The organism is Polaribacter butkevichii (genome assembly GCF_038024105.1).
Lineage (GTDB): Bacteria > Bacteroidota > Bacteroidia > Flavobacteriales > Flavobacteriaceae > Polaribacter > Polaribacter butkevichii.
Window position 1 is genome coordinate 2370957 of record NZ_CP150661.1, and the last position, 26484, is coordinate 2397440.

Genomic DNA, 26484 nt, shown 5'->3' on the forward strand with positions numbered 1-26484 from the left:
TTTACTTTATCCAACTTTAAAAAGCGCAATTTTGTTGGGTGTAAACTTTAATAAACATCAAAAATGAATAGAATTAAAGTACTAAGTATCATTAAGCTTCTCTTATAAGTAGTTTAAAACTTAATTTTGTTACATAAAATTTTTAATAATTATTAAAAAACAAAAAAGCCCTGACACAAATATGTCAAAGCTTTTTCTTACTTCCCCTTTTTAATTCATTATGCAATACAAATAAAACGTTACTTAACTACATAAAATAACATGAATAAAAATCATCAAACTTGTTTTAAAAACAACCTTCTATGATTTTAGTCGTGCTTCTTCATTTCTTTTAATTTTATGGCCTGGTCTAGTCCATTTTGGTTTTTCTTGTAAAGATTGATATTTAGAATTCTCTGCAGACACTGTTTCTGGTTGTACTTTTTTAGTAAATGGTTTTTGCGGATTTAAACCTAATAGTTTAAACATCTTTAGATCCTCATTTACATCTGGGTTTGGAGTTGTTAATAATTTATCTCCTGCAAAAATAGAATTGGCACCTGCAAAGAAACACATTGCTTGCCCTTCTCTACTCATTTGCGTTCTCCCTGCAGATAAACGAACCTGCGTTTCTGGCAAAACAATTCTGGTTGTTGCTACCATACGAATCATGTCCCAAATTTCAACGGGTTTTTCATCCTCCAGAGGAGTTCCTTCAACGGCAACTAACGCATTAATAGGTGTAGATTCTGGCTGCGGATTTAATGTAGACAAAGCAACTAACATGCCTGCTCTATCTACCTCAGTTTCTCCCATTCCAATAATTCCGCCAGAACAAACAGTAACATTTGTTTTACGTACATTATTTATAGTATCTAATCGATCTTGATAACCTCTTGTAGAAATTACTTCTTTGTAATATTCTTCTGATGAATCTAAATTATGATTATAGGCATACAAACCTGCTTCGGCCAACCTTTTAGCCTGATTTTCGGTAACCATACCTAACGTACAACAAACCTCCATCTCTAATTTATTTACAGTTCTCACCATGTCTAAAACTTGGTCAAATTCGGGTCCGTCTTTTACATTTCTCCAAGCGGCTCCCATACAAACTCTAGAACTTCCACTTTCTTTTGCTCTTAACGCTTGTGCTTTTACCTGGTTTACAGTCATTAAATCATTACCTTCTACATTGGTATGGTATCTTGCTGCTTGCGGGCAATAACCACAATCTTCGGAACAACCACCTGTTTTTATTGATAATAAAGTTGATACCTGCACTACATTAGGATCATGTTGTTCTCTATGAATCGTAGCTGCCTCGTACAACAACTCCATTAAGGGTTTGTTATAAATTTCTAAGACCTCTTCTTTTGTCCAATTATGCCTTACTTCACTCATCGCTATTTTTTTTATGTATTAAAATGCATAACGCAAACCGAATAACACATTACTTGGTGGCATTGGCACAAAACCAGATTCTATATAATCTGCATCAAAAATATTATTAGCTGTTACCGTAAAACTAAATTTATTAATAGCTACAATTATAGAAGCATCCCAAACATTATAACTTGTACCCACAGTTCTTTCTGCATGTTTATAAATAATGTTTTGTCTTACATTTTTAAACAATCTACTTGCAAAACGAGTTATAAATTGATGTTTTAATGTGTTTAAAGAATAACGAGATAAATCTTTATTCTGTTCTAAAATATCATCCTCTAAAAAAGTATACCCAAAAGATAATGTTTGTTTAAAATCACTTAATTTAAAGTGATAATCTACATTTGCCTCAAAACCTTTGGTATTTACTTTTGCAATATTAGTGGCAGTAAATTTAGATATTGTGGTGTTTTCTCTAATAAAATCGATTAAATCAGTAGCATCTCTATTAAAAAGAGCAACAGAAGTTGTAAATTTTCCTGTGTTATACTTTAATCCTATTTCTTGTGCAAACGCTTCTTCTGGCTCTAAGTTTTCATTTCCTATAGTTCCTGGATCATTATAATACAAATCTGTATACGTTGGTATTCTATACGTAACACCTAAGTTTCCGTAAACTTTTAAGTTTTCAGAAAACTGATACCCAATATCTAATCCTGGAAACGCATGAAACTTAAAATCAGAAAAATAAGTAACCGCAACTCCTGGTGTAATATCTAACTTGTCATCAGCAAATTTAAAACGATGTTCTAAAAATAAATTAGCCATGGTTCTGCTTCTTTTTCCTAAATTATTACTGCTGATAAAAACTCTAGAAACATCTACTCCAAAACCGGTAACTCCTAAATCTGATGTATAAGACGCATTGGTTTCTACACCTACTTTATTGGTAATATGTAGGTTTCTAAAAAAACTAGGATCATCTCTTTTTAATAAAAAGATATCTTGTCCTCTTTTCCAATAAACTCTTGGCGTAATTTTAAATTTTTCGGTTCTAAAAGTTGTTGATACTCCTAATAAACTATTCTGAGTTTCTTCATATTCATGCCAATCTGGATTGGTGGTATAAAAATTTTCTGCTCCATACTTTTTATCAAAAAAAGTAGCAATTACTTCTATAGGTTGCTTTTCTTTATTAAAAACACCTTTTAAGAAATAATTTTTATTTTCATAATCAGAATTATTTCTATAACCGTTCGATTGTAAAACACCTGCGTGTGCTATAATAGAGGTGTTTTCAAAATCTTTGCCAACAGTAATAGAACGATTAATTTGACCAAAAGACCCCGCTTCTACATTTGCAGAAACCGTATCTTCTAATTTATTTTTAGTAACAATATTGATTGCTCCTGTAAATGCATTTTGTCCGAAAACTCTAGCAGCAGGACCTTTAATAATTTCTATTCTTTCAATAACTTCAATAGGTAAAGCGGCATTCATGGTATGATGTCCTGTTTGTGCATCATCCATTTTAATTCCGTCAATTAAAAGTAATGTTTGATCGAAACCTCCACCTCTAATATATAAATCTGCCTGACTACCTGCAGTTCCTCTTCTTCTAATATCTACACCTGCAACTTGCTGTAATAAATCTGCAACATTTGTAGCAGCACTATTCTTTATTACTTCGGATGAAATAACATCTATCGTTCTAGAATTCTCTTTAAAAGGCAAATCTATTCTAGTAGATGTAATTACAATTTCTTTTAAAGTGTCTCTTTTTATAGGAGCTACCTGAGCATTTATCTGTAAAGCAGAAAAAATAAGGGTGCTAACTAACGCAATTTTAATTTTCATAAATAGTAATTTAAATACCATGCAAAAGTCGTAACTTTCCGGACGACTAAACTAGTCCAGTTTTAAAATGATAGGTAGTCCGGTTAATATACTTTTTAAACAATTAATTGATTTTGACAAATCGATACCTCAACCTGTGTACATACAAGTTGCACAGCAAATTATAAATGCAATACAACGTGGCTATTTAACAAAAGGAACTCTTTTACCAGGAACTCGCGTATTTGGTCAATTGTTAAAAATCCATAGAAATACAGCTGTTGCAATTTACGAAGAATTAGCCTCACAAGGTTGGGTAGAAATCATACCCAATAAGGGCACTTTTATTTTAGAGCCAGAATTAAAAACAGCAAAAATAAAAGCGACTTCACAAAAAATAAATCAAGCATACAATTACGCCAAAACAACAGGGTTTCCATTTCAAAAATCATTTCATTTAGCATCAACTACGCAGTTAACAGATGCAAAGTATATTATTAATGACGGCAAACCCGATTTACGTTTGCACCCTGTTCATCAATTTTCTAGATGGTATAGTGCGGCTATGAATCGAAAAACATTGATAAAAAAATGGAATAGAGCTAACGAATCTTCTTATTCCTTATTTCAAACACAGCTCTCTAATTATTTAAATGCAACAAGAGGTTTTCACATCAAACCCAACAACTTAATTAGTACACGTAGCACAGAGATGAGTTTGTATATTGTTTCTCAATTATTGATAAAACAAAATGATGTAGTATTGGTAGGTCAATTAAGTAATTATGCCGCCAATATGATTTTTCAGCAAGCAGGCGCAACCATTAAAACAATCCCGGTAGATGCCAATGGTTTAGATATAGATTATATTAGAAAACATTTTATAAAAGGCAGTATTAGATGTATATATATATGTGCGCATAGAGATTACCCAACCATGGTTAAATTAAGTGTAGAGCGTCGTTTAGCTTTAATGCAATTAGCTGCAGCATACGGTTTTGCAATTATTGAAGATGATTACGATTACGATTTTCAGTTCGAAGGTTCTGCAATGTTACCAATGGCAAGCGCCGATGTAAACGGAATGGTTATTTATTTAGGAAAATTAGGGCAATCATTATTCCCTAGTTTTCAAACAGGATTTGTAATAGCACCAGAAAACTTAATTTCAGAAGCAAAAAACTATTTACAATTATTAGATGCACAAGGCGATTTAATTCAGCAACAAATGTTATCCGAATTAATTAATGAAGGTGAAATTTATCGTTTGATGAAAAAAAACATCATCATCTACAAACAAAGACGCGATTGTTTGTGTAAACTCTTAACGCAATATTTTTCTGAAATAGCACAATGGGAAATTCCTGCTGGCGGATTAGCAATTTGGTTACAATTTCAGCAGCATATATCTTTGGTCAAACTAGCTGAAGAAGCAGAAAAGCACGATTTATTTCTACCCAAAACAGTTCTTTATCAGGATAAAAACACCTGCGCTATCCGTTTTGGTTTTGGTCATTTAGATTTAGAAGAGATAGAAACAGTGATTAAAAAATTAAAAAGTGCTTATAATAAGGTAACTGAGTAAGTTCTTAAAAATTAGTTTTTTTCTAAGATTAAGATATTAACAACGTAATTTTGCCTGCTATTTTTTGATACTTTTATAGCATGTTTGCACTCGTAGATTGTAATAATTTTTATGCTTCTTGTGAGCGGGTTTTTAACCCTAATTTACAAGGGAAACCAGTTGCTATTTTAAGCAATAATGATGGTTGTGTTATTTCTATGAGCGATGAAGCTAAGAAATTACAATTGCCTTTTGGTGCCCCTATTTTTAAGTGGGATGCATTTTGTAAAGCAAATAATATTACCGTTTTATCTTCTAACTATCCGTTATACGGAGATATGAGTGCTAGAGTGATGAATATTTTGGCAGATTTTTCGCCAGACGTAGAAGTTTATTCTATTGATGAATCTTTTTTAGAATTAAAAGGTTTTGAAAATTATGATTTGTCTGAATATGCTACAAAAATTAGAAGCAGAATTTTAAAATGGACCGGAATACCAACTTGTGTGGGTGTTGCGCCCACCAAAGCACTGACTAAAGTTGCCAACAAAATTGCACGTTCTAACATTAAGCAATCTAAAGGAATTTGCATTATAGATTCTGATGAAAAAAGAATTAAAGCCTTAAAATGGACAAAAATTGGCAACGTTTGGGGAATTGGAAGTCGTTTAAAAAAACGCTTGCAAGATAAAGGTTGTATTACTGCCTATGATTTTACACAACTTTCTAGTGATTGGGTTTTAAAAGAATTTTCTATTGTAGAATGGCGTTTGCAAAAAGACTTACAAGGCATTTCTAAAATTCCTTTAGAAGATGCTGTTTCTTCTAAAAAGATGATTGCAACTACTAGAAGTTTCGAATACACGTATTCTGATATCGACAATATTAAAGAGCGTATTTCTACCTTTGCAGCAAGTTGTGCAGAGAAATTAAGGAATCAGAAATCTAGTTGCCACATGCTAATTGTACAACTTTCTAGCGATCGACATAAAAAAGAAATGCAACAACATAGAGAAAACATAACGGTTGTATTTTCTTCGCCAACAGATTCTACGTTAACCATTGCCAACGCAGCAGTAGAGGCCGTAAAAACTATTTTTAAAACCGGTGTTAAATACAAAAGAGCTGGCGTTATTGTTACAGGTTTAGTACCCAATGATAATTTTCAATTAAATTTATTTTCAAGCGAAAACCCAAAACACAAACCTTTAATGTCTGCGATTGATAAGTTGAATAAAAAGTTTAAATCTGATAAAATTAAATTAGGAAACCAAGATTTAAAACGCACTTGGAAAATGCGTCAAGAAAGATTATCTGCTAGATTTACTACAAATATTAATGATGTAATAATTGTAAAAGCCTCTTAAGGCATTAAGTATTACCTCAATCAGTTCTAAAAAAAATCTTTTTTAAGTCAACTTGTCATTCCGAACGAGGAACGAGGAGGAATCTCATAATCATAAGATTTCTCGTTGTTCGTACCTCACGCTGTCGAAAATAACAAGAAACTATCAAAAAGATAAAAACGGAAATGATATTTCTTGCCCTACTTGTAATTCTACTAGAATTTTAGTTGCTCCTATTCAAAGAGAAAATGTATTTTATATGTTATTTCCTTTTTTTGAAAAAACAAGACATATATGTAATGATTGTAAGGCACTATTTTAATTCTAAAATAATATCTAAAAAGTTTAAAGAAAAGTTATAATTTGCAAACAATTATGACTGAATCTAAAACACTTACTTTTTTTACTCCTAAAACTTCTTCTGGAAACGGAGCTATCTTTGTAGATACTGGTATTTCTGCTGGTTTTCCTTCTCCTGCAGATGATTTTAGAGAAACCAGAATTTCTTTAGACGATGAATTGATTCAGAATAAAGATGCTACCTTTTTTGCAAAAGTAAAAGGACAATCTATGATTGGTGCTGGTTTAGACGATAACGATTTATTAGTAATAGACAGAAGTTTAGAACCTACCAATAATAAAATTGCCGTTTGCTTTTTAGATGGCGAGTTTACGGTAAAACGCCTACGTGTAGAAAAAAACGAAGTTTGGTTACAACCAGAAAACCCTAATTACCCAATTATAAACATCACCGAAGAAAATGATTTTATGATCTGGGGAATTGTAACAAGCGTTATCAAAAAGGTATAAAAGCCCCCTTTTTTTTATCAAAAAAAAATTACTTATAAACTTCACGTTGTATAACACAGAAGGTTACTGTTATATCTGCAGTTGGCAGTAATTTAAGGCTTGTTTCTACTTTAGAAGCCATTTGCAAGGCATTAGATTGCCAACCTGCAGATATTTCAGAGTATCAAGAGGATTAAAAAACACAAAGTGAAGACGTACAGTTTTGTCATTTCGAAATGAGCTTTTTAGCCTTTCTACTTCGCTCAAGATAAACTAATGAGAAATCTCATAATGCTTCTAGATTCCACTTCGTACCTCATTCGGAATGACATTTTGAATATCCAATTAATACTTAGAATAAAACTAATTAGTCAAATTTTAGTTTTTACAACTCATTTATCCTTTATTTTCTAAAGATTGTCTTTTCGGACCTAAGGGAGAAATCTCATAAAGCTATATAGTTTCGCTTTTCTAAATTATGAGATTTCTCCTATCGTCGAAATGACAAGATTGTGTTTAGACAAGGTATTTGTTTGTTAAATTGATTGTTGCTTTAAAAGAATATTTCCTTTTCATGAATAACAAAAATCCCTAACAGTTTGTCACTTCGAATGTAATGAGAAGTCTCATAACAATAATAGCCCAACACTGCGTAATTTGATGCGATTTCTCCCATTGTCGAAATGACAATTGGAATCCTTATTCACTTTTTAGAAAAAAAATTATTATTTAAAATTAAGCATAAAAAAAACTCCAAATTTTCATTCGGAGTTTTTACTATTTAGTTCTCAACTGCGCTCGAACAGACAACTATTATTTATTCATTGGTTTGTCTAAATTCATATACATAAAATCTACATCTGTAGCTTCTTTACCTAACAAATACTTACTAAAATGATCTGCTCTTAACCAGAAAGAATATTCTGTCATATTACCAAAACCATGTCTTTGCCCTGGCATAATCATATATTTAAAACGTTTATGAGCTTTAATTAATTCGTTTGCCATTCTAATGGTTCCTGCAGGATTTACGTTATTATCCATATCTCCATGAATCAACATTAAATGTCCTTTTAAATTTTTTGCCAAAGATGGATTGGTGTCAATTTTATATTTATAAGAAATTTTTCCTTTCTCATCAATTTCTTCTTTAACCCCATGATGCGTTTCACTCCACCAAGAATTGTACACATTATTATCGTGATTTCCTGCAGATGAAACTGCTGCTTTAAAGAAATCTGGATAGACTAACATAGCTGCTGTAGACATAAATCCACCACCAGAATGACCGTAAATCCCTACTTTTTCTATGTCGATAAATTTATGTTTGTTTGCCAATTGTTGCGCTACATATTTTTTATCTACCAAACCATAATCACGTAAGTTTCCGTAACCATAATTATGATACCATTTAGATCTATCTGGATGCCCTCCTCTATTTCCTAAAGTAATCACCACAAAACCAACTTGCGCCATTCTATCTAATCGGTCCATTCTGTAAGAAAAAGATTTATTTACCGCCTCTGTCTGTGGACCAGGATAAACATACTCTAATAAAGGATAAACCATAGTAGAATCCATATCAAAAGGCTTATACATTACTCCGTAAATATCCGTAATTCCGTCATCTGCTTTCACTTTAAACGTTTCTGGAAATTGATATCCCGATGCAAATAATTGCGATAAATCTGCCGTTTCTAAATCCATTACTTTACGTCCGTTAGCATCTCTAACTTCCGATTTTGGTACAGTATTTACTCTAGAAAAGTTGCTTACAAAATACTGATTAGAATCTGCCATACTTGTGCTTGCTGTAAAATCTCCCGGGTTTAATGTTTTCAATCCCGTTCCGTTTAAATTAATTTTATAAGTATGTGCATAATACGGATCTTGCTTTTTATTTACTCCGTTAGCAGAAAAATACAAGGTTCTTGTACTTTCATTTAAACCTTCAAAATTGGCCACATGATAATCACCTTCTGTAACTTGGTTCTTTAAGTTTCCTTCTGAATCATATAAATAAAAATGTGCCCAACCATCGCGTTCTGCCCAGTGCAACATTTCTTTTTCGTTGTTCAATAAAATTAAAGGACGAGCTTCTATATACGTATTAAAACGTTCTTCAATTAAGGTTTTGTAGGTTCCTGTATTTATATCAGCAACATTAATATCATACTTTTTACGATCTCTAGAAATAACACTGAAGTATACTTTTCCTTTTTTAGATAGTAATAATGATGGTCTAAAATCATCATCTCTACTAGATTGTTTTCTTGGGGCTCTAAAAACAGAAATACTTTGTTGCTTAATTGTATCTAAAGGTACTTTTACATGCGTTTTTGTAGGAATATCAAAAATTAATAATTCAGATTTATAATATTCTTGTTCTCCGGGCATATGATATTTATAGGTTTCTAAGGTTGGTCTTTTTTTACCTGTAGAATTAATTACCCACAAATCTTTAATATGTCTAGCATCTGATTTTTGAAAAACAAACTTCTTAGAATCGTGAGACCAAACACCACTAACTCCGTTTCTTTTATCCTTATCTTTTTCTTTATCAACATTATCTTTTCCTCTAGAACCACCTCCGTAGCCATAGTTTTCTTCACCATCTTTAGTCCATTGGTTTTCTACAACTGTACTATCTTTTTCATTTTTAATAAACTTTTTAAAGTTTATTTTATCCATCCAATACAAATTATAATTCTTAGAATACAAAACAATAGAACTATCTGGTGCAATGTTTGCCCACTTTTTCCAGTCTTCTTTTTCTTTCTTTAGATTATCTATAATTGTTAAACCATTTCCACCTAATTTATATTCTAAATGGTAGACTTTTTTCTCCAATTTAGGTTTCTTGCTTTTTCCTTTTTTTGATGAAGTAGAATCTTTTTTCACTTCCTTTTTATCAGCAATAACTTCAACTTCTTCTGTAGATGTTACTCTAAAACGAATAGCATTTTCTGCTTTATTAAATTTAAAGCTAAAACGTGGTAAGTGTTTTGCATCGTAAGGATCTTTAGTGATTTCTGTTAACCACTTTGCCATCTTTACATTATCGAAAAGGGCTTTTTTAGATTTCTTATCTGCATCTACTAAATAATAATTAGAACCTTCGGATGTTTTATAAGCATACCAAAAGCGATTTCCTTTTTTTAACCAATGTGGACTTACCGTTGTAGAGTGTACCATTTTAGCCAAATTTTTTGGAGAATATTTAGCAGCTGCTCTGTAATTGGGGACTGGAGTATCTTGTGCTGTAACTACTGAAACAGCAAAAAAGGACAAGAATAAAAGTAAGAATTTTTTCATATAGGAATAAAGTTTGAATTAATTCTCGTAAAGTTTCTTTAAAACAACTTATCCCACAAATTTTTAAGATTTTTTTATTAAATATTTAACAATATCAAAATTAATTTAAGTTCCGTTTTTCAACAAAAAAACGTTTTAAGAGCTGAGCACATTCATTTTCTAAAATACCTGCTACCACTTTTGTTTTTGGATGCAACGTAGTATTTAAATTCTTAAATCCTCTTTCTGGTTCTGATGCTCCATAAACAATCTTACCAATCTGCGCCCAATAACTGGCACCAGCACACATTTGGCAAGGCTCTAACGTAACATATAACACACATTCTTTTAAATATTTTCCGCCTAAAAAATCTGCAGCAGCAGTAAATGCCTGCATTTCTGCATGCGCAGTTACATCATTTAAAGTTTCCGTTAAATTATGAGCTCTTGCAATAACCTGATCTTTAAAAACAATGATTGCACCTACAGGCACTTCACCTTTATCAAAGGCAATTTCAGCTTCTTGCAAAGCCTTTCTCATAAAATAAGTATCGTCAAAAGGTTGAATCATTGTCATTAATTTAAGTTTTCAATATTACAAAAACTTTTTGACGCCAAAATCGTACTTTTGCCTTTATGACAAATAATTTGTTGAAAAATATATCAAACCCAGAAGATTTACGAAAGTTAAATCCGGAACAATTACCTCAACTCGCTAAAGAATTGAGAGATTTTATTATTGATATCGTGTCTACAAAAGAAGGCCATTTGGGTGCTAGTTTGGGCGTTGTAGAACTAACCATTGCCTTGCATTATTTGTTTGATACGCCTAATGATTTATTGGTTTGGGATGTTGGGCACCAAGCATACGGACATAAAATTTTAACCGGAAGAAAAGACATTTTTCATACCAATAGACAACTTGGTGGCATTGCGGGTTTTCCTTCAAGAAAAGAAAGCGAATTTGATGCTTTTGGCGTTGGGCATTCCTCTACCTCTATTTCTGCAGCTTTAGGAATGGCAATTGCATCTAATATTAAAGGAGCAACAGAAAAACACCATATTGCGGTGATTGGCGATGCCTCTATTGCCAGCGGAATGGCTTTTGAAGCGTTGAATCACGCAGGGGTTTCTAAAGCCAATTTACTCATCATTTTAAATGATAATGCTATTGGAATCGACCCTTCTGTTGGGGCTTTAAAAGAATATTTAACAAAGGTTAAAACCGATAAAAGACTTGCTGTACAAAACAATATTATAAAAGCGTTAAATTTTGATTATTCAGGACCAATTGACGGACATGATTTACCTAAAATCTTATCAGAATTAGAACGATTAAAAGATGTAAAAGGACCAAAGTTTTTACATGTAATTACTACAAAAGGAAAAGGTTTACAGCAAGCTGAAGAAGACCAAGTAACGTATCACGCACCCGGAAAATTTGATAAAATTTCTGGTGAGCGATTAAAAATAGCCAAAAGTTTATATACAAAGTATCAAGATGTTTTTGGACAAACAGTTGTGGAGTTAGCTGCCAAAAACAAAAATATTGTAGGGATTACACCTGCTATGTTAACAGGTGGTTCTCTAAAATTTATGCTAGAAAAATACCCTAAAAGAACTTTTGATGTGGGTATAGCAGAACAACATGCGGTAACTTTAGCTGCAGGTATGGCAACACAAGGTTTGGTGCCTTTTTGCAATATTTATTCTACATTTTTACAACGTGCTTACGATCAAGTAATTCATGATGTTGCTTTGCAAAACCTACCGGTTATTTTCTGTTTAGACAGAGCTGGTTTGGTTGGCGAAGATGGAGCAACACATCATGGAGTTTTCGATTTGGCGTACTTGCGTTTAATTCCTAATTTGATTGTTTTTGCTCCAAGAAATGAAATTGAATTGCGTAATATTTTATACACTGCTCAATTAGGTTTAAAAAACCCAATTGCCATTCGATACCCAAGAGGAACAGGTACTATTATAGACTGGAAAAAACCTTTTGAAAAAATAGAAATAGGCAAAGGAGTTTGCTTACAAGAGGGAAATAAAACAGCCATTTTATCTATAGGAACTATTGCTAAAAATGTTTCCGAAGCTTTAGAGTTGATGGATAATTCATCTAATTTTTCTCATTACGATATGCGTTTTGTAAAACCTTTGGATGAAAATTTATTACATCAAATATTAAAAAAATATACAACGATTTTTACGGTTGAAGATGGCACTATAAAAGGTGGTTTTGGTAGTGCTATTTTAGAGTTTGCATCCCAGAATAATTATCAACATAAAATAAAAATTTTAGGTATTCCTGATGCCTTTATAGAACATGGAAGTGTTTTAAAGCTTCAGCAAAAACTTGGTTTAGACGCTCATAGTTTATCCGAAGCATTTAAATTATAATCATAAAAAAAAGACGCTAAATAGCGTCTTTTTTTACACCTAGAAAGTAGAGTAAACTACTCAATTACTATTTTACTCGAAGCTTTTTTATTGTTTCCATCAATAAGGTTTACAATATAAACTCCCGCATTTAAACTCACAGAAATTTCTTGTTTACCGTTTGATGTAAAATCGACCTCTTTAGCATATACTTTTTTACCGTTAATACTAAAAATATCCATTTTGGCTTTTCCTAAAGAATTTTTAGCTTGTACAGTAAAGTTTCCTTTAGAAACCGTAGGATAAATTGCAAATACCTGATTACCTGCTAAAACATCGGCTACAGAAGCGGTAGCTGTATTCTTATTTATCGACTGAATAGCCCAACCATAAGAAGATGCTCCTGGATCTGAAACTAAACTAAACTTAAAAACAACCGTATCTCCAATTGCAAAGCCTTTATCTGTTAACACAATGTTTTGTTCTTTAAATAAAGCATCACTTCCCACCGCATCGGTTCCTTTATTAAATTCTGCTAACCATTCTGGAAATCTTCTTGCATCGTATTTATCTAATGTTTTCCAAGTAATTAAATCAGTAGAAGCCTCAATTAAAACATAATCATAAAACTGAGTTAAGTCTGTTAGGTCATCTGTATATGGCTCTACAATAGCAAAATCTTCATACCTAAAATCTTTATTATCTTCTGAAATTGTTAATGGTTTTTTTAACGCTACAGTATACGTGGTTGCGTTATTATAAGGATGCTTAGCGTTGTTTAACACTAAACTAGACACGTTATCATCTAAATTATTTATTGTAAAATCTGACTTATAAGAAAAAATATCTGAATCTTGAAACTCTGTAATTTCTATAGAAGTAGCTGCATCATCATAATCGATTACTAAAAACTCTTGATTATTAATTGGGGTTTCTAGATTATTCGCATCATCAAAAACCTGAATACCTAGTTGATGATACCCTTCTGCCAAATCTATTGTTTCATAAGAATACGTTACGCCTGCAGTAAAATCTTGTAATACTTCTGCTTGCTCTATACCATCTATAAATATTTTAACTCTGTTTACATCATCTGTTGGTATTTTATAACTAACAACAGTTTGTAAGCTTTCAATCTCTTTTTGTTGTGTATCGGCTTGTGCAAACTCTAAATATCCTGGTAATGTGTACGTATTTAAATCAGAAATAGTTGCAGACCACACCCCTCTACCATAAGTAGAAATTACAACCTGATCATTTACTACCTTCATGTCATAAACCGCTACTGCTGGTAAATCTGTAATCATGCTCCAACTTGTCCCTCCGTTTTCTGTTTGAAAAAGACCAATATCTGTACCTGCCCAAATAATATCTTTATTAAAAGGCATTTCTAAAACACTATGAACTGCTACATCCGGAAAACCAGTATTTGCTCCTGTTTCAAATCCTGTAATATCACTCCATGTTACTCCTAAATCTTCAGTTTTTAAAATTTTTGGTTCCCCTTGATTTGAAAAAAGTGCATAGGCTCTATTTTTTTCGGTATAAGAGGTTGCTATACCAGAAATAAATGCGTTAAGAGAACCATTAGGATTGTTATAACTACCTGCATTGGTAAACGATTGTCCGTTATCTTTAGAAACATGTAACACATAACTACCAGTCTCTGTCATTGCAGCTCCAGCCCAAACAATATTTGGGTCTGCTGTAGATACTTTTACATTTAAAGCACTTGAAGTACTTGGTGCGTAATTAGAAACTATAGGTATTAAACTCCAGGTTGCTGCAAAATCTGTTGAACGCCAAACCCCGTTACCCGAAACAGAAAAAACAACATTTGGGTTATTATTAGCATTTGCTAATTTTGTGTAAAATATTTCTTCTCCTTCTAAACTTTCTTGCCCTGCAAATGCTAAATTAACATATCTACCAATTCTATTGTTTTGAGAAGAAACAATAAAATCTCGAGGATTATCATAATGCCAAATAACTTCAAAACCATCTCCACCAAAAACACTTATGTATGTTTTATCTTCAGTAGCATCATCTCCTAAAGATATCCAACAACCATTGTCTTGGGCACCTGCTAAATAATTATCAGCCCCATTTTGTTTGGCTGCACCATAAAATTGAGTACTATTTTTACCTCCTACAGCTTCAGACCAATCTCCTTCTGTGGCTCCAGAGTCTTGCTTCATCGTTGAGCTATAAATACCACCATCATTTGCTAATAAAATTCTAAACGTTTCATTTTCTCCTAAAATAGCAGATAATCCATGTTGATCTACATGAATATCCGTGTTTATTTGGGTGCTATCATAACCAGAAGCTATAGAAGTAGCAGTAAATGTACTTCCAGAAACTGTTACTTTAAAGACGGCAACACCACCTACATAAAAAATATTTGCATCATAAGGATGTGCCATTATTACATTATCATACCAACCTTGGTCTGTTAGCAAGTTTTTATTAGTATCTATAGAAGTAAGGTTTGTAAAAGTGGCTCCTTGATCTCTAGAAACATAAAAATCTGTATTAACACCTACAGTTGCTCCAGAATAGCTAAAAACACTTAAAAAAATAGTATTTGAATCTACAGGCGATACAGCTGTTTCAAATCTTCTATGATTTTCGTTAAAATCTGCACGATCAAAAACAGTGGTCCACGTAACACCTCCATCTGTACTTTTTACCAAACCTAAAGAGCTTACAGAACCATATTGAATATTAAAATTAGAAGGATCTGCATCTAAATCTTGTACTGTAAAAGAACCATCAATTGGAAAACTATATGTTTTTACCCAAGAAGTACCTCCGTCTGTAGTTCTATAAATCCCCTCAGTGGTACCGATTAAAACATTCATATCATCCAAAGGATTTATAATGATTTTTCCTACATCACCAAAACCGGTGGTTGCCACTAAACTCTGCCAAGTAGCACCACCATCTATTGTTTTATATACGCCAGTACCTCCAATTGCACCTAAATTACCAAAAGGCTCTCCAGTACCCACGTATAATACATTAGGATTTGTTTGACTAATTACAATGGTAGAAGTTGCTAGATTAGGTATTTTAAAATCGGTTAGTACAAACCAAGTTACTCCTGCATCTTCCGTTAACCAAACACCACCACCAACACTACCTACAAACCATCTATTAGCATTATTAGGATCTACAGCAATACCTCTAGATCTTCCAGGAACATTGCTAGGACCTCTTTCTTTAAAAACAGAAGAAATAGCGCTAGCATTACCTTTTTTAAATGCTTTTTGTTTTGCTTTATTATATTCTTCTATAAGGTATCCTTTTTTATAAGTAGAATTCTCTTCATCGATTCCTTTTCTTATCTGTTTTTGATAATCGGCAATCTTTTCGATTCCTTTTTTATGAACCCCTTTAGGCTTTTTTTCTTTCTTTAATTGCTTAAAATTATTTTTTATAACAATTTCCTTTTCTTTTTGTTGACATCCAACAAGAAGGATGGCAGATAAGAATACGAAACCAACAATTGATAAATACTTTTTTTTCATTTTCATAGCTTTTTAGGTTAGTCAATTTTTATAGTAATATATCTCTTTTTTGTCGGTGTGTTTTCTTCTATAATTACATCATTTTCTTTTTCTATTATACCAATATAAGGTGTACATTTTAAAGAACTTTCATCTAACCATTCCATTTTTTCGCCCGTAAAAACACCTTTTTTTAATTCCCTTTTGGTTTTTACATCAATTACTTGATAATTGAAAGTAATTACAGGACTCTTTCCTTCTACATATTTTAAAATCAGTAATTTAGATTTATTTTGATTATAAATCTCTTTAACAATTTTATGGCTCTCAAAAGTTATAATCTCATCCTTTTTTTTACTGTTATTTTTATTCACTTGGTTTGATTTGCAGAAGAAAAATAAACTAGAAATCAACATTAAAAAAAATAATCGTATCGTTTTGTTTAACATAGCATATGGTTTTTTTAAAAACAAGTTTAGTGGTTTTCTTCTATATGGAATTTAAATTGTATTTCCTGTTATTTTTTTATGCATTCTAATAGCATAACTATCAGACATTCTAGAAACATAACTACAAACATGCATAATTCTATGATACAAGTTATTGGTTTCTGTTTGATATTCTTTTGGTAAAAGGTTTAACACCAAACTATCAAAGTTAGATGGATTTCCTTCAAATTTATTATTTAATGCCGATACAAAAACATCTAACAAATCGGCAATAATTCTATAACCAGCCACCTCTTTTTCTATAACTTCTGTACTTTTATAAATTTTATCAATACTTAATTTAATAATGTCGTTAATTTGTGCCTCGTACTTACATTTTTCTAATAAAGACTTCTCAAACGTTCCGTTTAAAATAGCTTCTTCATTTGCCAAGAAAATAGTTACAGCTTCATTAATTAAAACACCAATTGCCAAAGCTCTTAAGTAACTTATTCTGTCTGTTTTATGTTGTAAAGAATGGTATTTTTTAATATCAATAGTATCTTTTACCAACTTAATCATGTACTCTAAAGCAAACTCTTCTTCTATTAAACCAAGATTAATTCCGTCTTCAAAATCTATAATTGTATAACAAATATCATCTGCCGCTTCTACTAAATATGCCAATGGATGTCTATAAAAAGAGACCGCAGAGGCAGATTTTTGCTTCATTCCTAAATCTTCTACCACTTCTAAAAACGCATTCTTTTCAGATTGAAAAAAACCATATTTTTTATCTACAATATGGTTGGTTGGCTTCTTTGGTAGACTTTCTTTAGGATATTTTAAGAAAGCACCTAACGTTGCATAACTTAAACGCAAACCACCAGAAATGCCTTCTCTAGATTCTGTTAAAATTTTAAATCCGTTTGCATTTCCTTCAAAATCTATTAAATCTTGATATTCTATATCCGATAATTGATCTTTAAATTTTACTCCTTTTCCGGTTTTAAAATACTCTCCAATGGCTTTTTCTCCAGAATGCCCAAAAGGCGGATTTCCAATATCGTGCATTAAAGAAGCAGTACCTACAATGGCACCAAAATCGTTAAAAGTGTATCCTAAATTAGATAAATGAGGATGACGCTCTAACAACACCTTTCCTACTCGTCTTCCTAAGGTTCTTCCTACCACAGAGACCTCTAGACTGTGTGTTAAACGTGTGTGTACAAAATCGGTTTTAGATAACGGAATTACCTGTGTTTTGTCTTGTAAGCTTCTAAATGCGGAGGAGAATATAATTCTATCAAAATCTACATCAAAACCCAAACGAGTTTCGTCTTGTGCTATTCTATCGCGTTTTTGCGTATCTCCAAAGCGTTTTAAAGAAAGGAGTTGTTCCCAGTTCATTATGTATGAATTATAAAGTTTGATGTGTAAAAGTACAAACTATTATTTTGGATTGATAAAAGCAAAGAAAAAACAATACAAACCAATTTTAGTCTTTAAATTTTATGAAGATTTTAATAATTTTTAATTTACTATGTTGACAAGTAAAAGTATATTTATTTTTTAACAAAAAAATATTTATGAAAGTTAAACTGATCGTAATCAATCTAATACTAATAACCGTAATGAGTTGTAGTTCTGTACAGAAAAAAAGTAATGATTCTTTTGATACTGCTATCACAGGAAAATACTGGAAACTAAAATCCTTAGAAGGAAAAGAAGTTAAAATGAATAAAAACCAAGAACGTGAAATTTTTATCACATTAAAAACTCAAAATAATAGGGTAACTGGTTTTGCGGGTTGTAATTCCGTTTCTGGAGAATTTACCCTAGAAGAGGGTAACCGAATTAAATTTAGCAAATTAGTATCTACTAGAATGTTTTGCCCTAATACAGATGAACCTGCATTTTTAAAGGTTTTAAACTTAGCCGATAATTATACTGTAAAAGACGATGTATTGTCTTTAAATGTAGGACGAAGGGCGCCTTTAGCAATTTTTGAAGCTGTTTATTTTAATTAAAATTCTATGATAAAAAAAGTATTTGTTACACCGTTTCAAAAGTTTATAAAAATTGAAGGCTTTAGTGGTATTCTATTATTATTAAGCACTGTAATTGCCTTAATTTGGGCAAATTCTAGCTTTGGCGATAGTTACACTTCTCTTTTAGAGTATAAAATTGGAGTTACCGGAGAAAATTTTGAGCTAAAAAAACCGCTTATATTATGGATTAACGATGGTTTAATGGCTATTTTCTTCTTTTTAATTGGTTTAGAAATTAAAAGAGAAGTGTTAATTGGCGAATTAAATTCAATTAAAAAAATAGCATTTCCATTATTTGGTGCCATTGGAGGTGTAATTGCGCCTGTTGCCCTATTTATGCTTTTAAATCAGAACCCAGACACCTTTAAAGGTTGGGGAATACCCATGGCCACAGATATTGCTTTTTCTTTAGCTGTATTAAACTCTCTAGGAAAAAGAGTCCCTTTAAGTTTAAAAATATTTTTAATAGCCTTTGCCATTGTAGATGATATTGAAGCTGTTTTGGTGATTGCCATTTTTTATAGTGGTGCCATTAAAACCACCTTATTATTTATAGGTTTGGGCTTACTAGCTGGTTTATACTTGTTGTCTTACAAAGGATATTACTCTAAATTTATTATGTTTTTTACCGGAATAATCGTTTGGGTATTGTTCTTAAAATCTGGAGTACACCCAACTGTAGCAGGTATTTTATTAGCTTTTTCTGTACCGATAAGACAAAAAATAGAAACTGCCACATTTTTATCTCAATTAGAAAATATTTACAATGATATTAAAAATGCAACGGTATTAAAAAAACCTATTTTATCTAATGCTCAAATAGAACATATGGATGAATTAGAAGATTGGAGCCACAAGTTTCAGTCTCCATTACAGCATTTAGAACATAGTTTACATGGTTGGGTTGCCTATTTTATCATTCCTATTTTTGCATTGGCAAATGCGGGTGTTTTAATAGATAGTTCTGTAGGTATAGAAGTGCCGTTGGTTATAAATATTATACTTTGTTTGGTTTTAGGTAAAGGATTAGGAATTCCGTTAGTTGTTTTACTTGCAGAGAAATTAAACCTAGTACAGATTCCTGATGATGTTAGTGTGAAACAAATTTTTGGCGTTTCGTTTATTGCAGGTATTGGTTTTACAATGGCTATTTTTATTGCTAGTTTGGCCTTTACCTCATCTCCAGAATACATTAGTTCTGCAAAAATAGGAATTCTTTTAGGTTCGCTTATTTCTGCCGTAATTGGGTACTTTATTTTAAGAGCAAGTGCTAAGGTTGAAATTATTAATGAGGGATAGAATCTCTTATTAAATAGTTTATAAATAGAAAAAGAGAAGCTTAAGGTTTCTCTTTTTTTGTTGTCAACCTGAATTTATTTCAAGTTCTTATAACGTTTTAATATTACTGAGTTGAGATACTGAAACAAGTTCAGCATGAAAGTTGACTGCATTCTCTAAAAGCATCTAAATAGGTTTAGCCCAGATTGAACGGTCTGTTTGAGCTCTTTTTTGCCATTTTTTTTTGGCAAAAAAAGCGAGTAGTGAAAGCTGGAAATAGCTACAAAAAAAAAGAGAAGCCTTTCGACTTCTCTTATCTTTATTTCTGATACTAATTAACCTTCGCAACTAGCACATTCTTTCTTTTGTTTAAACTTCTGTGCAGCATTCATACTGTGTTGGTAATACATAGATTTTACACCTAATTTCCAAGCATTAATATATACTGCATTTACATCTTTAATTGGCATATCTGGATGCACCATAATATTTATAGATTGTCCTTGATCTATATGGTTTTGTCTGTTTGCCGCTTGATATACAATTACATTTTGATCTATTTCTGAGTACGTTTTAAAAACGTCTTTTTCTGCTTCTGTTAAAATATCTAAATGTTGTACAGAACCATCGTTATCTCTAATGCTTTTCCAAACATCTGATGTATTGTGCCCTTTTTCTTCTAAAAGTTTTTCTAAAACAGGATTCTTAATTGTCGTTTTAATTTTTGCAATATCTTTTACATAAATATTAGACCAAATTGGCTCTATACCTTGTGATACTTGTCCTAAAATAAATGCTGATGATGTAGTTGGTGCAATTGCATTTAAGGTTGCATTACGTCTGCCATATCCTTTTAAAACTTCTGGTTCTCCATACATTTTTGCCATCTCTTCTGATGCTTTGTATGATTTTTCTTTAATTACCTTAAAGATTTCACTGTTTAAAGAATATGCTTCTGCACTATCAAAGGCCAACATTTTAGATTGTAATAAAGAGTGCCATCCTAAAGCACCTAAACCTAATGCTCTATTTTCTCTTGCAAATTTATAGGCTTTTTCCATAAAACGAAACGTAAACTGATCGTCTCTATCTGCAGAATCTCTATATACTTCTAACTTATTGATAAATTCTTGCATTACTGCATCTAAGAAATATGCCAATGTTTCTACTGCATCTGTATCTTTCCACTCGTCATAATGCACTAAATTAATAGATGATAAACAACATACAAAAGACCAATCTTCATTAGATGGTAACATGATTTCTGTACAAAGATTACTTGCATAAATTTCGTGGTTTTTGTCTTTGTAAACATCTACCGTTCCGTTATTTGCGTTGTCTCTAAAAAGTATATAAGGGTATCCTATTTCTCCTCTTCTTTGTAATATTTTAGCCCAAATACTTCTCTTTTCTACATCTCCATCAATCATTTCTTGCATCCATTGGTCACTTACTGTAACACCATGGGTTAATTCTTGAATTGGATTTCCTTCTGTACCTATTTCTAAAAACTCTTTAATATCTTTATGATCTACTGGTAAATATGGAGAAAAACGACCTCTTCTTACCGAACCTTGACTTACAACATCAACCATTTTTTCGAACAATTGCATAATGTGTACAGACCCTGACGATGAACCATTATTTTTTACATCTGCTCCTCTTTCTCGTAACTTACCAAAATAACCAGACGTTCCGCCTCCTAATTTAGACATCATACCAACTTCTGATTGAGAGAATAAAATATCTCCCATATCATCTGCAACATGACTTCCAAAACAACTAATAGGCAAACCTCTTTTTTTACCAAAGTTAGACCAAACTGGCGATGCTAAAGAATAATATCCGGCAGCCATGTATTTGTAAAACTTATCAGAAAAACCTTTAATTTTTAAAATCCCTTCTGCATTGTCTGCTATTTCTCGTATTCTTTCTTCTGGAGTTGTGTTTCCTGTTAAATACCCAGACTCTAAAAATTTACGACTATTTTCTGTTAGCCATGTAATTTCTGGTTCCTTAGTATCTTTAAGCATTTCTTTCCTAGCGGCGTTTCTTGCTTGAATTAATTTTTCGTGTTCTGTTAATTTTGATGTGGTGGTTGTCTCGTTCAGGTTCATAATTTAAAATAGGTCGTCGCTAGTTATACTTTTAGTTCTTTTACTGTAGTTAATAGATCTTTTTACAAAGAAATCACCATGTTTGGTTCCAATAATTTCATCATCAAACCAATCAGTTTCTTTTAATAATACTTGGTCTACATCAAATACTTTTGATATACCAATACTCTCTAAAGAATTATTAAATCTATTTTTAATAAACTCTTTAATAACGTTCTTAGGAAGAAAATCTAATTCTCCTTTTTCAAAAATCCAGTCTATAATTTTACTTTCAGAAAGAAAGGCTTCTTTACAAGTTTCTTGCACCAATAAATTATTACCTTCATCAAACCAATCTGGGTTTTCTTCTTTTATAATTTTAATAAGATCAATACCAAAATCTCCATGAATTTGCTCTTCTTTAGAAGTAGCTTCTACCACATTAGAAATACCTTTTAAAACATTTTTATGCTTATTAAAGGCCATGATAATTAAAAACTGAGAAAATAAAGATACGTGCTCTATAAATAGAGAAAATAAAATGATAGATTCAGAAAACTCTTGGTTATCTTCACTATTTACATTTTTTAACGCGCCTTCTAAATAGTTAACACGTTTCATTATAATAGGATTTTTCTTTAAGTTTTTAAACTCATTATTTAATCCTAAAATTTCTAATAAATGAGAATACGCATCATGATGACGTACTTCACTCTCTGCAAATGTTGCGCCAACAGAACCAATTTCTGGCTTCGGCATTTTTTTATAAATGTCTCCCCAAAAAGTTTTAACAGCTACTTCTATTTGAGAAATGGCTAACATGGTATTCTTTATAGCATTTTGCTCTACATCAGTAAGAATTGCTTTAAAATCTTGTATATCGCTTGTGTAATTAAATTCTGTATGTATCCAATAAGAGTGTCTAATAGCATCTACATATTCTCCTAAAGCAGGATAATCGTAAGGTTTTAAGTTTATCCTTTTCTCAAAAATATTAGGCTTTCTACTTCTTGTTTGTTCATCTCTATATAAAATGTACGCCTTTGCCACATCATGAAAAGGGCTGTCCATTAATTTATACTCTACAATATCCTGAACCTGTTCTACCGTGGGTGTATAATCGGGTTCATTTAACCTTCTTTCTAATAAAGTACCATGTACAATGTTAGAAATTGCAATAGCGTCGTTTCTAGAGCCATTATTTACAGTAAGCATTGCTTTTTCAATAGCATTAATAATTTTCTCTAACTCAAAAGTGGTTCTTTCAGAGTCTCTTTTTATGATGTGCGTAATCTCCACGGTAAATTGGTGTTATTTGAAGGTTAATTTGTTGTTAAGAACAAGTCTTACAAAGATTGCTTTTTTTGTTCCAAAAAGAAAGTTATACTTATTCACAAATCCCTTGAAGTTTTTAACAATAGCCGTTTTTTTTTCAAGTTTAAAGAAAAATAACACTTTTTCAATTAAATGAAAACCAACATCTTAAAACATAAAAAACGGCTAAGTCATTGCTACTGTTGACATTCTTAAAACACTGCTAACAAAGAATTATTATGACCTTTTTGCACCCACAATTTTCATTTTTAAAACCTCATTTTTTTATAAAAAAAAGTAAAAAAATTATTTAAAACAGCAATTAGGTAAAACCAATTAATATAATCTTATATTTGCAGTATTATTAACATTTATATTATATTATTTTGAAAAAAGGAACAGTAAAATTCTTCAACGAATCTAAAGGATTTGGATTTGTAACAGAAGATGATTCAAACACAGAGTACTTTGTACATGTATCAGGATTAATTGACGAAATTAGAGAAGGTGACGCAGTAGAGTTCGACCTTAAAGAAGGTAGAAAAGGTTTAAATGCAGTAGACGTTAGAGTTATCTAATTCTATTCTTTTAAATTTTTTAAAAAGAACAAGTCGCTTATTTTTTAAGCGGCTTTTTTTTGTCTTATTTTTGCAGAAATAATATTCTTTTATGAAAAGTAGATTTCCAAAAACTGTACAAATTGCTATCATATCTGTCTACTTAATTTTTTTAGCAGGTGCTGTTGTTAGAATGACTGGTTCTGGAATGGGCTGTCCCGATTGGCCTAAATGTTTTGGCTATTATATTCCGCCAACCGCAGAAGAACAAATTACCTGGAAACCAAATACCGAATTTAAAAAAGGATTTATCATTATTAAAGATGAAGCTTTATATGTTGCAGAACACACCGTTAAAACGGATTCTGAATTTAAAATTGATAATTGGAAAAAATATACCAAACACGATTACGCTAAATTTAATAAATACCACTCTTGGACAGAATACATTAACAGGTTAAGTTCTGTTTTAGCTGGTTTTGTTTTCTTATTCCTTATATACGGGGCCACAAAATTCTGGAAAACAGACAAACGCGTTCCGTTATTAGCTTACACAGCATTCTTTTTAATGTTGGTAGAAGCTTGGTTAGGAAAAACAGTGGTAGACACCAATTTAAAACCAACAATTATTACCATTCACATGGTAATAGGCTTAATTATTATTGCTCTTTTATTACAATTAAAATTTATTACTTCGGATAAAAAAAAGACCTACACTTACAATTCACTCTTTAGTAAATTACTAATTGTTTCTGCTGCTTTTTCTTTGATACAAATTGCAATGGGTACCCAAGTAAGACAATTTATAGACGAACAAGTAAAACTTTACGGTTTCGAAAACAAAGATTATAGTTTAATGAATCCGAGTTTTAAATTCTATTTTCACAGATCCTTTACCATAGCAATTGTACTAATTAATTTAGCTTTATTTTATCTAAATCAGGCAAAAAAACTAGGCTACAAACTTGTAAATTGGGTAGTTGGTTTAATTTTCTTAGAAACCATTACAGGTATTTTAATGTATTATGCAGAATTTCCTTTAGGCACACAAGCAACACATTTATTGGCGGGTGCTATTTTATTTGGATTGCAGTTTTACTTATGGATCCAAAGCAGAAAGGCAGAAAGTAGTAAGCAGTAAGCAGTAGGCAGTAGGCAGTAGGCAGTAGGCAAGTAAAAATACTTCCACAAGCACAGTCTTACAATCATTAAAAGTTACCCGCTAGCGCGAGCTTCCCGCTCGTGCAAATACAAATAACATGCGGAGGAATTTCCACGAACTTATTCTACAATGTTTTAAGAAAAGATACGAGCGAAACACTCGCAACAGCATTGGCTAAAAACACCTCCACAAGCCCCCGCTAGCGCGAGCGTCCCGCTCGTGCAAACACCAATAACATGCGGCGTAATTTCCACGAACTTATTCCTACAATGTTTTAAGAAAAGGTACGAGCGAGACGCTCGCAACAGCATTGGCTAAAATTTTTGACTGCAAACTGAATACTGAGAACCGCCAACTAAATTACGGATGTGCATTTACCCAAACCTCACCATCTGCAAAGTATTCTTTTTTCCAGATTGGCACTGTTTCTTTTAGGGTATCAATAGCAAACTCACAAGCTTCAAAAGCGGCTTTTCTATGTTTAGAAGAAGTTGTTATAATTACAGGAATTTCACCAACCTGCAACATTCCTTCTGCATGATGAATGGCTATTTTTTTAATATCGAATTTCTCTAAAGCCATATCTGCAATTTTTTGCATTTCTTTAATTGCCATTGGTTTGTAAGTAGAAAAATCTAATTGCAACACCTCTTTTCCTTGTGTATCATTTCTAACTGTACCTACAAATGCAGAAATTCCGCCACAAGCATCATCTTCTACAAAATTGTAACATTCTTGTAAATCTAATTTTTCTGATGTAATTTTTATTGAAGTTCTTTCCATTCATCAACAAAAATAGGAAAACAAAATTGTATTTTCGCAAAAATAAATGAAACGTCATTACGAGGAGTTTTCCACGAAGTAATCTCTTAATTTAAACAGATTGCTTCACTTTATTCGCAATGATTAATACCTATAAAATGAAAAACATCTTTAGACTTGTAAGCATCTTAGAAGGGATTTCTTACTTATTATTGTTATTTATAGCAACACCAATTAAGTATATTCAGGGTGATGCAACTTATGTAAAAATGTTAGGAATGCCTCATGGTATTCTTTTTATGTTATATGTTGTTTTAGCTATTGTAATTAAAAAAGAAATGAATTGGAGTAACAAAACTTTAGGAATTGTTTTAGTTGCCTCTGTAATTCCTTTTGGTACTTTTTATATTGATAAAAAATATTGTCAAAAATAAGTATCTCTATTTTTTCAGAAAATCATACAAGCTTGTTTCTTCCCTTCGGGGGATAAAAAACAGGCTTTTTACCCTCCGCTAACTGGCGGAATTACAGCAATTACATCGCCTTCTTTTAAGGCTAACTCATCTGCCGCATAACTTTCATTTACGGCAATAGCATAAGAATTGATATTTTTTAACTCCGGATATTCTTCCTTCAAAAAATTCTTAAAACCTACAACTGTTAAAGCATCAGTAATTTCTAAATCTAAATTTGAAGCACCTACTAAATCTGTTGTAATCCCGAAAAAAAGTATTTGAATTTTCAT

The 26484-nt window shown here is 31.8% G+C and carries 20 protein-coding genes and 1 pseudogene; 10 read left to right on the forward strand and 11 right to left on the reverse strand.

The genetic code is table 11. The features are described from left to right. Positions 1-300: 300 nt before the first annotated feature. The gene (bioB, locus tag WG951_RS10070) at positions 301-1383 is read right to left on the reverse strand and encodes a biotin synthase BioB (protein ID WP_105049926.1); all 1083 of its coding nucleotides are present in this window, start codon (positions 1381-1383) and stop codon (positions 301-303) included. A gap of 18 nt (positions 1384-1401) precedes the next feature. Continuing rightward, positions 1402-3225 (reverse strand): TonB-dependent receptor plug domain-containing protein, encoded by a 1824-nt coding sequence (locus WG951_RS10075; RefSeq protein ID WP_105049925.1) that lies wholly within the window; start codon positions 3223-3225, stop codon positions 1402-1404. A 67-nt stretch (positions 3226-3292) separates the two neighbouring features. Here WG951_RS10075 and WG951_RS10080 point away from each other — a divergent pair, with 67 nt between their 5' ends. The 4 genes and pseudogenes from WG951_RS10080 to WG951_RS10095 form a co-directional block, all read left to right on the forward strand. Then, entirely contained in the window at positions 3293-4789 is a 1497-nt protein-coding gene (locus tag WG951_RS10080; RefSeq protein ID WP_105049924.1) for a PLP-dependent aminotransferase family protein, read from the forward strand. Between the two features lie 80 nt (positions 4790-4869). After that, positions 4870-6135: a Y-family DNA polymerase gene (locus WG951_RS10085; protein WP_105049923.1), complete on the forward strand. Its 1266-nt coding sequence runs from the start codon at positions 4870-4872 to the stop codon at positions 6133-6135. Between the two features lie 354 nt (positions 6136-6489). Beyond that, on the forward strand, positions 6490-6924 hold the full coding sequence (locus WG951_RS10090; RefSeq protein WP_105049921.1) for a LexA family protein: 435 nt from the start codon (positions 6490-6492) through the stop codon (positions 6922-6924). A 101-nt stretch (positions 6925-7025) separates the two neighbouring features. Next, positions 7026-7100, forward strand: a pseudogene (locus WG951_RS10095) (helix-turn-helix domain-containing protein); the annotation flags it as partial. Between the two features lie 616 nt (positions 7101-7716). On the opposite strand, the gene WG951_RS10100 reads toward WG951_RS10095, so the two are convergent. Together WG951_RS10100 and WG951_RS10105 are read right to left on the reverse strand one after the other, a co-directional pair. Further along, on the reverse strand, positions 7717-10218 hold the full coding sequence (locus WG951_RS10100; protein WP_105049920.1) for a S9 family peptidase: 2502 nt from the start codon (positions 10216-10218) through the stop codon (positions 7717-7719). Between the two features lie 100 nt (positions 10219-10318). Beyond that, complete coding sequence (locus tag WG951_RS10105) at positions 10319-10768, reverse strand: nucleoside deaminase (RefSeq protein WP_105050614.1); 450 nt, start codon at positions 10766-10768, stop codon at positions 10319-10321. Between the two features lie 65 nt (positions 10769-10833). Between WG951_RS10105 and dxs the strand changes: the two genes are divergently transcribed. Further along, entirely contained in the window at positions 10834-12600 is a 1767-nt protein-coding gene (gene dxs, locus WG951_RS10110) for a 1-deoxy-D-xylulose-5-phosphate synthase (protein WP_105049919.1), read from the forward strand. A 56-nt stretch (positions 12601-12656) separates the two neighbouring features. Here the strand turns inward: dxs and WG951_RS10115 are convergent, their stop codons facing one another. From WG951_RS10115 to WG951_RS10125, 3 genes are all read right to left on the reverse strand, one after another. Then, positions 12657-16112: a T9SS type A sorting domain-containing protein gene (locus WG951_RS10115; RefSeq protein WP_105049918.1), complete on the reverse strand. Its 3456-nt coding sequence runs from the start codon at positions 16110-16112 to the stop codon at positions 12657-12659. A 17-nt stretch (positions 16113-16129) separates the two neighbouring features. Continuing rightward, entirely contained in the window at positions 16130-16465 is a 336-nt protein-coding gene (locus WG951_RS10120; protein ID WP_105049917.1) for a hypothetical protein, read from the reverse strand. Between the two features lie 126 nt (positions 16466-16591). Continuing rightward, the gene (locus WG951_RS10125; RefSeq protein WP_105049916.1) at positions 16592-17929 is read right to left on the reverse strand and encodes a deoxyguanosinetriphosphate triphosphohydrolase; all 1338 of its coding nucleotides are present in this window, start codon (positions 17927-17929) and stop codon (positions 16592-16594) included. A gap of 179 nt (positions 17930-18108) precedes the next feature. Here WG951_RS10125 and WG951_RS10130 point away from each other — a divergent pair, with 179 nt between their 5' ends. Both WG951_RS10130 and nhaA read left to right on the forward strand, forming a co-directional pair. Further along, positions 18109-18549, forward strand: coding sequence for an META domain-containing protein (locus WG951_RS10130; protein ID WP_105049915.1), 441 nt, complete (start codon positions 18109-18111; stop codon positions 18547-18549). 6 nt (positions 18550-18555) lie between these two features. Beyond that, positions 18556-19869 (forward strand): Na+/H+ antiporter NhaA, encoded by a 1314-nt coding sequence (gene nhaA, locus WG951_RS10135; RefSeq protein ID WP_105049914.1) that lies wholly within the window; start codon positions 18556-18558, stop codon positions 19867-19869. Between the two features lie 314 nt (positions 19870-20183). On the opposite strand, the gene WG951_RS10140 is transcribed toward nhaA, so the two are convergent. Together WG951_RS10140 and WG951_RS10145 are read right to left on the reverse strand one after the other, a co-directional pair. Further along, positions 20184-21965: a ribonucleoside-diphosphate reductase subunit alpha gene (locus WG951_RS10140; RefSeq protein ID WP_105049913.1), complete on the reverse strand. Its 1782-nt coding sequence runs from the start codon at positions 21963-21965 to the stop codon at positions 20184-20186. A 3-nt stretch (positions 21966-21968) separates the two neighbouring features. Next, entirely contained in the window at positions 21969-23243 is a 1275-nt protein-coding gene (locus WG951_RS10145) for a ribonucleotide-diphosphate reductase subunit beta (RefSeq protein ID WP_105049912.1), read from the reverse strand. 401 nt (positions 23244-23644) lie between these two features. On the opposite strand from WG951_RS10145, the gene WG951_RS10150 reads away from it, so the two are divergent. Then, positions 23645-23836: a cold-shock protein gene (locus WG951_RS10150; RefSeq protein ID WP_036825331.1), complete on the forward strand. Its 192-nt coding sequence runs from the start codon at positions 23645-23647 to the stop codon at positions 23834-23836. 91 nt (positions 23837-23927) lie between these two features. Continuing rightward, a complete protein-coding gene (locus WG951_RS10155) occupies positions 23928-24956 on the forward strand; it encodes a COX15/CtaA family protein (protein WP_105049911.1) in 1029 nt (342 codons plus the stop codon). Positions 24957-25337: 381 nt separating this feature from the next. On the opposite strand, the gene WG951_RS10160 is transcribed toward WG951_RS10155, so the two are convergent. Next, positions 25338-25760 carry a molybdenum cofactor biosynthesis protein MoaE gene (locus WG951_RS10160; protein ID WP_105049910.1) on the reverse strand — a complete coding sequence of 141 codons (423 nt, stop codon included), beginning with the start codon at positions 25758-25760 and terminating at the stop codon, positions 25338-25340. A gap of 137 nt (positions 25761-25897) precedes the next feature. Between WG951_RS10160 and WG951_RS10165 the strand changes: the two genes are divergently transcribed. Continuing rightward, positions 25898-26173 carry a DUF3817 domain-containing protein gene (locus WG951_RS10165; protein ID WP_105049909.1) on the forward strand — a complete coding sequence of 92 codons (276 nt, stop codon included), beginning with the start codon at positions 25898-25900 and terminating at the stop codon, positions 26171-26173. 68 nt (positions 26174-26241) lie between these two features. Here the strand turns inward: WG951_RS10165 and WG951_RS10170 are convergent, their stop codons facing one another. Continuing rightward, complete coding sequence (locus tag WG951_RS10170; protein WP_105049908.1) at positions 26242-26484, reverse strand: MoaD/ThiS family protein; 243 nt, start codon at positions 26482-26484, stop codon at positions 26242-26244.